The following is an 11,589-nucleotide window of genomic DNA, read 5'->3' on the forward strand; positions in this document are numbered from 1 at the left end:
GCACAATGTATCGGCGGGCGTGGACGTTCTGGTGCTTGGACCGGTGAACCGCCGCCTCCTTGTCCAATCTCGCAACGGCTTGCTTCTTGATTAATTCCGCCTGTGGTGTCACTGCGCCGCCTCCAATACTTCATCCGCTTCCTGAAGCCGGATTTCGCCAGACATCAACTTAGGAAGGAGGATGTCGCGGGTCGCTGCAAGCGTGCCAGATTGGTCGGAATTGCATGTAACCAGGTCTCGTAGAGGCCCTACAACCTCGTCAAACGCAGACTGCAGGCTCTTTGGAGCGACTGTCACCACCAGACCTCCAAGCGAGGCAGCGTTTAATTCGGTCTGGCCGGTCGAGCCATGCCCCAAGGTTTCAATCAGGCTCTGCTTGTCCTCCATGAACAGGGACAGGATGAGCTTGGAGATTTTGGACGCGTCAGCCCGGCAAATCGTGACGTGACTATCAACTGTGGCAGCCTCCTTCAGTCCACGAACGGTCGCCACTCGGCCAAGGGTGCCGACACCCGTGGAGTTCACAAGCACGTCGTCTTTCTCAAGCGCTCGCTCTTTGGGCGCCCTCTTCGCCACATCGTGCCGTCGGGCAAGCGTGAAGTTCACCGCTTTGCCACGAATGCATTTTTGGTTGATTACGAGTACCCCGTCATCGCAGTAGGACGGCGCGATGCCACGCTTTAGCAAGGTGACGACCGAGGCGACCTCTGCCTCTCTCCATCCCTCCGGCAGCCCGTTGTCCCCGAGCCTTATCGGGAAGAGATCGGCGAGCGCTTGCGCCCGCTCGACATCGGTGACGAGGCCTCCCATGATCTCGAAGGGGTCGGATGCGCCCTCAAGCTTGCGGCGGGTGGGGCCGAAATCGACGAACCAATCGCGGAAGATCGCCTGCGCCATCGCCTCCAGCGTTTCGTTCATCCGCCGGTTCAGTTCGATCTTGTCATCGAGGGAGCCAATCACTTCCACGATCCTCCGCTGCTCCTCTATGGGCGGCAGCGGCAAATGCAGCTTTCGCATGTCGCGAATGGGGAGTTGTGGCTGCGCGCTTCCGGATGTCAGCGACTTAATCTGCTTATCAAACGATGGAGATCGAACTGCGAAATAGAAGAAGCGTGGCAGTAGTTTGTTTAGGTCAGGCCGGAGGATCACCATCCCTGAGTTTATGCGCACGTTGGCATATTGAACTGTTGGACCATAAAAGGCGAAATTGCCTACGGTTCCTCTCGTTGTGACTACGGTGTCGTTGCGGAGGAGCCTACCTTTTCGAAGCTTGCGGTCACGCTCTTCGGATATGAAAGCGCATTGATCGAAGGCGAAACCATCGGCTGTGACGTTTCCGGCATTCAGAAAAAGGCAGTAGCCGGCGGGAGTGAAATCGGCTTTCTTCGGGTATTCCGCGCCACGGTCACCATCTATAATCTCGACTGGATAGTCCTCCAGTTTCAAGATTGGCCACTCACTCATTTGCAAGCACCCCGTTAAGGGCGGTCTCGATCCGCTCCTCCAACGCTCGCCCCTCAGCAAACTGAGCCAGCAGCGTCTCCCTCAATCCCTCGAACTTCTCGGCAAACGAAACGCCATCGTCCTCTGCATCCGCTGCTCCGACGTAGCGCCCCGGGGTCAAAACATGTCCGTGCGAGCGCACCTCCTCCAAGCTGACCGCCTTGCTGAAGCCGGGCTCGTCCGTATATTCCGCCCAGCCGTTCTTCGCCAGTATTTCTGGCTTCGAACGCCAGCGGTGAAAGGCGCCCGCGACCTTCTCAATGTCCTCCCCAGTGAACTCGCGGCGAACACGGTCCACCATAAAGCCAAGCTTGCGGGCATCGATGAACAGGATTTCACGGCGCCGGTCGCGGTGGCCATTCGCGCTCTTGTCGCGGGCCAATATCCACAAGCAGGCGGGTATCTGCGTCGAGAAGAACAGTTGGCCCGGTAGCGCCACCATGCAGTCCACCTGATCAGCCTCGATCATTGCCTTGCGGATGTCGCCTTCGCCGGACTGCTGCGAGGACATCGAGCCGTTGGCCAGCACCACACCAGCCGTGCCGCGAGGGGCGAGATGGTGGATGATGTGCTGTAGCCAGCCGAAGTTGGCATTGCCTTTGGGTGGCACGCCGAATTTCCAGCGGGCATCCTCCGCCAGCCGCTCGCCGCCCCAATCGGAGATGTTGAAGGGCGGGTTCGCGAGGATGAAATCGGCTTTCAGGTCCGGTAGCTCGTCGCGATGGAAGCTGCCCTCGTTGTTCCATCGGATATCGGCATCGATACCCTGCACGGCGAGGTTCATCTTTGCGAGGCGCCACGTGGTGTGATTGATCTCTTGCCCATAAATGGCGATGTCGTTTCGCCGTCCGCCGTGCTCCTCGATGAACTTCTCTGACTGCACGAACATACCGCCCGAGCCGCAGCAAGGATCATAGACGCGTCCCTTATAGGGCTCCAGCAGCTCGACCAGCGTCCGCACCACAGAACGGGGAGTGAAGAACTCGCCACCACGCTTGCCCTCGGAGCTGGCAAAGCCCGATAGGAAGTACTCGTAAACGCGGCCAAGCAGGTCCTTGGCCTTGTCCGAACTGTCATGCATGCCAATGTTGGAGAACAGGTCGATCAGCTCGCCGAGCATTGTCTTGTTCAGCGTCGGGCGGGCGTAGTTCTTCGGCAGTACGCCCTTCAGGCCCTCATTGGAGGGAGCCTTCTCGATCGCCTCCATCGCCTCGTCGATCAGCTTGCCGATCTCCAGGCGCTTGGCGTTCGCCTGCAGGAACGTCCAGCGCGCCTCCTTAGGCACCCAGAAGACGTTTTCGGCAAGATACTCCTCCGGGTCTTCGGCGTCCGCATACTCGTCTGCGTCAAGCTTCGCATGGAGCCCGTCGAATGCATCGGAGATGTATTTCAGGAAGATCAAACCAAGAGCGACGTGCTTGTACTCCGACGGCTCCAGATTGCCCCGGAGTTTATCCGCCGCCTTAAAAAGCTCAGCCGTGAAGCTGAGGTCACCATTCACTTCTTTCGCCACGTTTGCGCCCCCAAATCAGTGGGGATGACGATAGGATGTGGGCATGGCGGGTGTAAAGGACAAAGCGCAAGCCTCAGTTGTCCACCCAGCGTGTACCACTGACGTGTACCGCCGGCGACACACGCAGGCACCTAAGTCGTTGAATTTATTGCATAAATTCAGTGTGGCTGGGGCGCCAGGATTCGAACCTGGGAATGCCGGTACCAAAAACCGGTGCCTTACCGCTTGGCGACGCCCCACCAGAGCTTTTGCGGAAGCGAGGCCTGATTAGCAAAGGTGGTGGCGCGTCACAATCACTAAGTTCGGCGGGCCAGCATATTTCTGTGCGCGCGGGCGGCAGGCGTGGTAGGTCTTCGGGCGAGATATGAATGCCTGCCGGAGTTGCCATGAGCCAGTACCGTGCCCGCCCGCCTGCCCTTGCGACGCTGCTGCTTGACGATGCCGTGGTGCGCATCACCCGCTGGGATTTCGAACCGGGGGCAGATACCGGGGTGCATACGCATGGCTATGGCTATGTCGTGGTGCCGATGACGGATTGCGCCTTTCTGATCGAGGAAGGGGCGGAAAGCCGCCGGGTGGATATCGCCAAGGGTGCCGCCTACCGGCGCGAGGCGGGTACCGAGCATAATGTCGTCAATGCCGGCGATCAGCCGATGTCCTTCATCGAGATCGAATACAAGTAGATCATGCCGAGCCCGCGATTCGACCTGAGTTTCGACCCGGCCTACGGCACGCCCGTTGCCGTTGCGCCCGGCATCCAGCGGCTGACGGCCAACAATCCGAGCCCGTTCACCTTTCACGGTACCAACAGCTATATCGTCGGTGCCGGCGATACGGTTGCCGTGGTCGATCCGGGGCCGGAAAGCGATGCGCATTTCGAGGCGCTGATGGCTACGCTCGGCCAACGGCGCGTCTCGCATATCCTGATCACCCATACGCATCGCGACCACTCGCCGCTTGCGGCGCGGCTGAAGGCTGCGACCGGTGCGCCGACGGCCGGCGAAGGGCCGCATCGGGCCTCGCGGCCGCTTCATGCGGGAGAGGTCAATCCCTTCGCGGAGAGTTCCGACATGGGTTTCGTGCCGGATATCCCGCTTGCCGATGGCGACGTGATCGAAGGTGACGGCTTTGCGCTCAGGGCGATCGCGACGCCCGGGCATGCGGCCAATCATCTGGCCTTTGCTCTCGAGGGTAGCGACATCCTGTTGTCCGGCGATCACGTGATGGCCTGGGCGACCTCGATCGTCGCGCCGCCGGACGGTTCGATGGCCGATTACATGGCTTCGCTCGACACGCTGATTGCCCGGCGCGACCATCTGCTGTTGCCCGGCCACGGCGGCCCGGTGAAACACCCGCTGACCTTTCTAAGAGCGCTGAAGACGCACCGGCGTATGCGCGAGCGGGCGGTTCTGGAGCGGATCAAGACGGGAGACCGGAAGATCGCCGACATGGTGAAGGCGATCTACCGCGATACCGATCCGCGGCTCCATGGGGCGGCGGCGCTTTCGGTGCTGGCGCATATCGAGGATCTCGTCGAGCGCGGCAAGGTGGAGACCAACGGCCCGCCGTCGCTGACAGGCGATTACTGGGTGGTCAAATGAGCGGGCCGAGGGATGCCTACAGCTTTCGCAGTGATGCCGGCGTTCCCGCCTTTCCCGATGATCAGCCGCTGATCATCTTCGACGGCGAATGCATCTTCTGCTCCGGCTGGGTGAAATTTGCGCTGAAGCACGATAAATCCCGGCGCTACCGGTTTCTGACGGCGCAATCGCCGCTCGGCGAAGCGCTCTACCGGCATTATGGGCTCGACAGCCGCGACTACGAGACCAACATCTTCATCGACAGGGGCATCGCGCATTTCAAATCCGACGGCTCGATCCGGATGATTGCCGGGCTCGGCTTTCCCTGGTCGCTCGTCACCGTCTTCCGCCTGCTGCCGCGAGCGCTTGCCGACCGGCTCTACGAATTCGTCGCCCGCAACCGGCTGCGGATCGCCGGGCGCAGCAGCAGCTGTTTCGTGCCGACGCCCGAGGTGAGGAGCCGGTTCCTGGGATGACAAGCAGCGGGCTTCGCGTGCTCATAATCGGCGGTTACGGCACCTTCGGCAGCCGGTTGGCGCGGCTGCTGAAAGACGATCCACGCTTTCGCCCGATCATCGGCGGCCGGTCGCTGGAGAAGGCTCGTGGATTTGCGGCGGAGCTCGGCGGTCAGGCAGAGGGCACGCAGTTCGATCGCGATGCGGAGCTGATCCCACAGCTGACGGCGCTGATGCCATCGGTCATCGTCGATGCATCCGGCCCGTTTCAGGCGATGGGGGAGGATCGCTACCGGGTGGCGGAAGCGGCGATCGCGCTCGGCATCTCTTATCTTGATCTTGCCGACAGCCGGGCCTTCGTTGCCGGGATCGGCGCCCTTGATGCGGCGGCCAAGGAAAGCGGCGTCTTCGTGCTGTCGGGGCTCAGCAGCTTTCCGGCGCTCTCCTTTGCGGCGGCGGAGGTGCTTGCAGACGAGTTCAGCGAGGTGACCGATGTGAGTGCGGGCATTGCGCCCTCCCCGCGCGCCGGGATCGGGCTCAATGTCATCAAGGCGATTGCGAGCTATGCCGGGAAGCCGGTGCCGATGACGAAGCATGGGCGGGTGCAGGATGGCGTTGGCCTTGTCGATTTCAGGCGGATGGTGATCGCGCCGCCCGGGGCTGTGCCACTCCGGGCGCGGGATTTCCTGCTGGCGGATGCGCCGGATCTTGCGCTGCTGCCGATGCGCTTTCCGGGGCTGAAGACGGCGTTCACCGGCGCGGGAACGGAGCCGCGCTGGCTGCAATCGCTGCTGCGGCTGGCGGCGCGGATGGTGCGTTTCGGGCTGCTGCCGTCGCTTTCGCCGTTTGCCGGGCTCATCCATGCCGCGAGCCGCCGTCTTGCCTTTGGCGAGCATCGCGGCGGCATGTTCGTATCGGTCGAGGGCAAGGGGCTCGATGGTGGGGACTATCGAGCCGATTGGCATCTGATCGCCGAGGGCGATGACGGGCCTTTCATTCCGGCGACCGGCGCAGCGGCGCTGCTGCGGGCGCTTGCGGATGGCCAGCGGCCGGCCTCCGGGGCGCGGCCGGCGATCGGTGAAGTGCCGCTATCGGCATTCGAAGCGGCATTCCGGCCGCTGGCGATCCGGACCGGGATACGGCGGCATCGCGCTGGCGATCGCGATCTGCCGCTTTATCGGCGGGTGCTGGGCGATGCCTGGGCTGCATTGCCGCCGGCTGTCGCGGCGATGCATTCCGTCAGCGGCGGCGAATACCGCGTCTCCGGCCGGGCGCGGGTGGAGCGGGGCAAGGGTCTGCTTGCCTCGATCGTGGCCGCGGTGATCGGCTTTCCCAAGGCGGCGGAGGATATTCCGGTCAGCGTGACCTTCTCGGTCGAAGACGGACGGGAGACATGGCTGCGCGATTTCGGCGGGCGGCGGTTTTTCAGCCGCCAGCTTGAGGGCAACGGGCGGCATGCGCATCTGCTGGCAGAGCAGTTTGGGCCGGTCCGGGTGTTTATCGCGCTGGTGCCCGAAGGCGGACGGATGCGGCTGGTGATCCGCGGATGGCAGGTCTTCGGTCTGCCGCTGCCGCGCTTTCTGGCGCCGGATGGCGATACGTTCGAGGAGGAAGCGGACGGGCGCTTCCGCTTCCATGTGGAGATCGGCGGACCGCTGACCGGGCTGATCGTGCGCTATACCGGCTGGCTGATGCCCGATTAGCCAGCGATGCCGAGGAGCTCGGAATCCAGCGCTTCCAGGAACTGGTCGGCAAGGGCTGCGCTGAAGCCGAGATCGTGCGGGCCGTAGCGCGAGGCGACGCGGATATCGACGAAGGTGGTTTCGGCCTCTTCGCGCAGGCGGATGATGACATCGAAGCGCAGGCCGAGAATGAGGGTCTTGTCCTCGCCCTGCAGGGTGACGCCATTGGCGCCGCGGATCAGCTTGGCGACATCGTCGTCATAGGGGCGCGGGGTCGGCACCGGCACCTGATCGGGCGCTTCGGCCACGGCATCACCGGCGCCGGGTGCCGGCGGCTTGGCGGGCACGTCTTCGAGATCGCGGCCGGGATCACTGGCATCGCTGGTCTTGGTGATGACGATGCCATTCTGGCGGGCGACTTTCTTGACCGCTTCGAGAACACGGTCGATGGCGCCTTCGTAGCGGCGGCCCGTCAGTTCGGGATAGGCTTCCAGCTGCTTTTCGCGGTCGGTGCCTGTGACTTCCGGGCGCTTCATCCAGATCTGGTCGGCATGCGGCTGGGAAAGCCATTCCGGCGCCGAGACGAGATCGGTGGAGACATCGTAAATCTGAGGCAGGGTGAAGTAGCGCTCGACGGCGAGGCCGCCGAAAGCCAGAGGTGCTGCGGCAAAGATGATCGCCTTCAGTGCGTCGAGGCCGCCTTCGGCGCCTGTCAGCCAGAGGCTTCTCAGGCCGACGAGCGCCAGCAGCACGGCGAGCGCAGCACATCCGGTGGCGACGAGAACGAGCAGCACCATGTAGGGCGTGGCGAGGCCGCCGAAGCGGTGAGCGGCGAGCACGGCTACCCAGAGGACCAGCGCAAACGCTCCGAAGCGCCGCGCGAAGCGGGCCGAACTGGAAACGGGGCGGTCGAAACGGATGGCCATCAAACTTACCGGTTATACGCGGGCACACGCCCGTCGCGGACACGCGAAGCACCCACACCTTGTTTATGGCAAGATTCGCCTAGTTTTTGAAACTGTTGTCTCTCGTCAGCGCCGCCAATCCACCGAAAGGCGGAGATGGTCTTTATGAGCGACATCTGATATGCCGTAAAATGGCCATTCTGGCGGGCTTTCATGCTGCCGGGAGGTTTGAAGCATGCTTAAGGCAAAAGCATGCGCGTTTCAGGAGAAGAGCCATGCTTTCACCGGAAATGACCGAAAGACAGCAATCGCCGGCGCTCGGTGCCGTCGATTCATCCGAACCCTTCCTGCCGATGGAGCTTCTTGAACTGGAGCTCTCGCTGGAAGGCTATAATGGCGGCGAAGCGGGTTTCTGCGAAGCCGTGCGCACCGCTGCCGGAAAGGCTGGCGGAGAGTTCCTTTTCGACCTGCCTGCAGCCGGCCTGATCGAGGACTGCCGCCGCATCGCGGTGCTGCGGGTTCCGACATCGAGCGACGACATGCGGGTGGTGCTTGCCGTGCTCGACCGTGACGGCGTCGAGATCCGGATGCAGGCGCCCGACGAGGATACCGTCCATCTCGTGCGCTTTGCCGATGCCTTCATCGAAGTGCTGGAACGAATCTGACCGCAGCCGCGTTGTCTCAGGCTGTTGATGCGGTGTTGACGCGGGCTGGCAAATCGCCTCATGTCCGGACGACCGCTTCACGCACCGGAGACTGTACCATGCGTCTTTCCGCCCTCTCGCTCACGCTCGCTGCCCTGGCGATCGGCCTTTCGGCCTGCCAGACGATGACGCCTGAAGAGCGGCGCGCGGCCGATGAGCGGCAGTGCCTGAGCTACGGCTTCAAGCCGGGCACCAATGGTTTTGCCACCTGCCTGCAGCGCATCGATCTCGACCGCCGCGCCGATGCCCGCGCCTTCCGCATCCAGGCCGACGAGAACTTCGACGACTTCATGGCCGAGCCGCGTTACTACCCCCGCTATTATTACCGCCGCTAGAATTGACCTGCCTCAGTGGCCGCCGTTGATGGCGGCCTGCGCTGCCGCCAGCCGTGCGATCGGCACGCGGAAGGGCGAGCAGGAGACGTAGTCGAGGCCGATCCTTTCGCAGAAATGGATCGAGGCGGGATCACCGCCATGTTCACCGCAAATGCCGAGCTTCATGTCGTTGCGGGTGCGCCTGCCGCGCTCGGCGGCAATGCTGATCAGCTCGCCGACGCCATCGAAATCCAGCGAGATGAAGGGGTCATGCTCGATGATGCCCTTGCGCTGGTAGGTGGGGATGAAGGCCGAGGCGTCGTCGCGCGAGATGCCGAAGGTGGTCTGCGTCAGGTCGTTGGTGCCGAAGGAGAAGAATTCGGCAGCTTCGGCAATCGTGTGGGCGCGCAGGGCTGCGCGCGGCAGTTCGATCATCGTGCCGACGAGATAATCGATCTTCATGTCCGCTTCGGCCATGACCGCCTTGGCGATCGTATCGATGCGTTCCTTGACGTAATCGAGTTCGGAGCGCAGGCCGACCAGCGGCACCATGATTTCGGGCACGACTGCGGCACCGGTTTCGTGGGCGGCGGCGACCGCCGCCTCGAAGATGGCGCGGGCCTGCATTTCAACGATTTCGGGATAGGAGATCGCCAGGCGGCAGCCGCGATGGCCGAGCATCGGGTTGAACTCGTGCAGCGCATCGACGCGCTGGCGCAGGGCATGAGGCTCCATGCCCATAGCCGCCGCGACATCGGCGATTTCCTCGTCCGATTTCGGCAGGAATTCGTGAAGCGGCGGATCGAGCAGGCGGATGGTGACCGGCAGGCCGTGCATGACGTTGAACAGGCTGGTGAAATCCTGCCGCTGCATCGGCAGCAGCTTGTCGAGCGAGGCGCGGCGGCCCTTTTCGTCTTCCGCCAGGATCATCTCGCGCATCACATGAATGCGGTCGCCCTCGAAGAACATGTGCTCGGTGCGGCAAAGGCCGATGCCTTCGGCACCGAAGGAACGGGCGGCGCGGGCATCGGCCGGCGTATCGGCATTGGTGCGCACGGTCATGCGGCGCACGCGATCGGCCCAGCCCATGATGCGGCCGAAATCGCCGGAGAGTTCCGGCTGGATCATCGGCACTTCGCCCTTCAGCACCTGGCCGGCCGAGCCATCGATGGTGATGATATCGCCCTTCTTCAGCGTCACGCCGACGCCGATCAGGCGCTCGTTGCGCAGATCGATACGCATGGTGCCGGCGCCGACGACGCAGGGGATGCCCATGCCGCGGGCGACGACGGCGGCGTGGCTGGTCATGCCGCCGCGGGTGGTGAGAATGCCTTCGGCGGCGTGCATGCCGTGGATATCTTCCGGGCTGGTCTCGACGCGCAGCAGGATGACCTTGCGCCCCTCCTCCTCCGCCGCAACCGCCTCCTCAGCGGAGAAGACGATGGCGCCGGTCGCCGCCCCCGGGGAAGCCGGAAGGCCGCTGCCGATCACCTGGCGCTGAACGCGCGGATCGATGGTCGGGTGCAGAAGCTGGTCGAGCGTCGAGGGCTCGATGCGCAGCACCGCTTCCTCCTCGGTGATCAGCCGCTCATCGACCATGTCGACGGCGATCCGCATGGCGGCGCGGGTGGACCGCTTGCCGGAGCGGGTCTGCAGCATCCAGAGCTTGCCGCGCTCGATGGTGAACTCGATGTCCTGCATGTCGCGGTAATGTGCTTCGAGCTCCGAACAGATGCGGGTCAGCTCGGCGAAGGCTTCCGGCATCAGCTTTTCGAGCGACGGGCGCTCCGAACCGGAATTCAGCCGCCCCTCCTCGGTGATGCTCTGCGGCGTGCGGATGCCGGCGACGACATCCTCGCCCTGGGCATTGACCAGGAACTCGCCATAGAAGGACTTTTCGCCGGTCGAGGGATTGCGGGTGAAGGCGACGCCCGTTGCCGAGGCATTGCCGAGATTGCCGAAGACCATCGCCTGGATGTTGATCGCCGTGCCCCAGACTTCCGGAATATTGTGGAGCATGCGGTAGGTGACGGCGCGCGCGCTCATCCAGCTGGCGAAAACGGCGCCGACGGCGCCCCAGAGCTGGACTTCCGGCTCCTGCGGGAAGGCTTCGCCGAGCTCTTCTTCGATGATATCCTTGTAGAGCGTGACGATATGCTGCCATTCGGCGGCAGTCAGCTCGGTATCATATTCGTGGCCGAGCCTTGCCTTCTCGTCCTCGAGGATTTCCTCGAAGACCTCGTTATCGAGGCCCATGACGACATCGGCATACATCTGGATGAAGCGGCGGTAGCTATCCCAGGCAAAGCGCGCGTCGCCGGCATCGTGGCCGAGCGCCTGCACCGTCTCGTCGTTGAGGCCGAGATTGAGCACCGTATCCATCATGCCCGGCATCGAGACGCGGGCGCCGGAGCGGACGGAAAGCAAAAGCGGATGGGCGGTATCACCGAAGCGGCGGCCGGTCGCCTTCTCGATGCCTTCGAGGCCGCTGCGGATCTGCTCCTTCAGGGCATCTTCGAGCGTGCGGCCATTCTTGTAATAGGTGGTGCAGGCATCGGCGACGATCGTCAGCCCAGGTGGAACGGGAAGTCCCAGCGCGCACATTTCGGCAAGATTGGCGCCCTTGCCTCCCAGAACGTCCCGGTCGCGCGCACGGCCTTCCGCCTGCCCGTTTCCGAACGTATAGACCAGCTTGGACATCTTCCCCCCGTCTCATTCTCCGGGACCACCTTAATCCCTTGGTCCGGAAATGAAAATCGACAAATACGGCAAAATGTTGCACCGCACAATGAATGCGGGACATCAAACCGTTTTAATGAGGGAAGCGCATAAAAAAAGCTTTGCGGGACTGCAACAACGGTCCCGCAAAGCCTTATTTCCGTCCAGCCAGGAAAACTGGACGGGGGGTCCACCTATGCCATCAAGCCCGGTTT

The 11,589-nt window shown here is 63.0% G+C and carries 10 protein-coding genes and 1 tRNA gene; 6 read left to right on the plus strand and 5 right to left on the minus strand.

Features of this window, described 5'->3' with window-relative positions:
* Positions 1-108: 108 nt before the first annotated feature.
* The 3 genes from F2982_RS04905 to F2982_RS04915 all read right to left on the minus strand — a co-directional run bounded on the left by F2982_RS04905 (position 109) and on the right by F2982_RS04915 (position 3,255).
* Positions 109-1,446, minus strand: a complete 1,338-nt coding sequence (locus tag F2982_RS04905) for a restriction endonuclease subunit S (protein WP_203429431.1) — start codon at positions 1,444-1,446, stop codon at positions 109-111.
* Between the two features lie 10 nt (positions 1,447-1,456).
* Complete coding sequence (locus F2982_RS04910; protein WP_203429432.1) at positions 1,457-3,016, minus strand: class I SAM-dependent DNA methyltransferase; 1,560 nt, start codon at positions 3,014-3,016, stop codon at positions 1,457-1,459.
* A 164-nt stretch (positions 3,017-3,180) separates the two neighbouring features.
* Positions 3,181-3,255: transfer RNA gene (locus F2982_RS04915), tRNA-Gln, on the minus strand.
* 147 nt (positions 3,256-3,402) lie between these two features.
* Here F2982_RS04915 and F2982_RS04920 point away from each other — a divergent pair.
* Genes F2982_RS04920 through F2982_RS04935 form a run of 4 tightly spaced genes read left to right on the plus strand, consistent with a single transcriptional unit; the run spans position 3,403 to position 6,754 of the window.
* Entirely contained in the window at positions 3,403-3,699 is a 297-nt protein-coding gene (locus F2982_RS04920; protein ID WP_112714318.1) for a cupin domain-containing protein, read from the plus strand.
* Between the two features lie 3 nt (positions 3,700-3,702).
* Positions 3,703-4,617: an MBL fold metallo-hydrolase gene (locus tag F2982_RS04925; protein WP_203429433.1), complete on the plus strand. Its 915-nt coding sequence runs from the start codon at positions 3,703-3,705 to the stop codon at positions 4,615-4,617.
* Positions 4,614-5,072 (plus strand): DCC1-like thiol-disulfide oxidoreductase family protein, encoded by a 459-nt coding sequence (locus F2982_RS04930; protein WP_203429434.1) that lies wholly within the window; start codon positions 4,614-4,616, stop codon positions 5,070-5,072. The genes F2982_RS04925 and F2982_RS04930 overlap by 4 nt, the downstream gene beginning before the upstream one ends.
* Positions 5,069-6,754, plus strand: a complete 1,686-nt coding sequence (locus F2982_RS04935; RefSeq protein WP_203429435.1) for an SDR family oxidoreductase — start codon at positions 5,069-5,071, stop codon at positions 6,752-6,754. The genes F2982_RS04930 and F2982_RS04935 overlap by 4 nt, the downstream gene beginning before the upstream one ends.
* On the opposite strand, the gene F2982_RS04940 is transcribed toward F2982_RS04935, so the two are convergent.
* The gene (locus tag F2982_RS04940; protein ID WP_203429436.1) at positions 6,751-7,659 is read right to left on the minus strand and encodes a DUF1499 domain-containing protein; all 909 of its coding nucleotides are present in this window, start codon (positions 7,657-7,659) and stop codon (positions 6,751-6,753) included. The two genes, F2982_RS04935 and F2982_RS04940, sit on opposite strands and share 4 nt — an antisense overlap.
* 254 nt (positions 7,660-7,913) lie before the next feature.
* Between F2982_RS04940 and F2982_RS04945 the strand changes: the two genes are divergently transcribed.
* Both F2982_RS04945 and F2982_RS04950 read left to right on the plus strand, forming a co-directional pair.
* The gene (locus F2982_RS04945) at positions 7,914-8,303 is read left to right on the plus strand and encodes a hypothetical protein (RefSeq protein WP_112712787.1); all 390 of its coding nucleotides are present in this window, start codon (positions 7,914-7,916) and stop codon (positions 8,301-8,303) included.
* Positions 8,304-8,401: 98 nt separating this feature from the next.
* Complete coding sequence (locus F2982_RS04950) at positions 8,402-8,677, plus strand: hypothetical protein (RefSeq protein ID WP_203429437.1); 276 nt, start codon at positions 8,402-8,404, stop codon at positions 8,675-8,677.
* 12 nt (positions 8,678-8,689) lie between these two features.
* Here F2982_RS04950 and ppdK read toward each other — a convergent pair whose 3' ends face one another.
* A complete protein-coding gene (gene ppdK / locus F2982_RS04955; protein WP_203429438.1) occupies positions 8,690-11,356 on the minus strand; it encodes a pyruvate, phosphate dikinase in 2,667 nt (888 codons plus the stop codon).
* Positions 11,357-11,589 lie beyond the last annotated feature (233 nt).

Origin of the sequence: Rhizobium sp. BG4, from assembly GCF_016864575.1 — a bacterium.
In the GTDB taxonomy this organism is placed as follows: domain Bacteria; phylum Pseudomonadota; class Alphaproteobacteria; order Rhizobiales; family Rhizobiaceae; genus Rhizobium.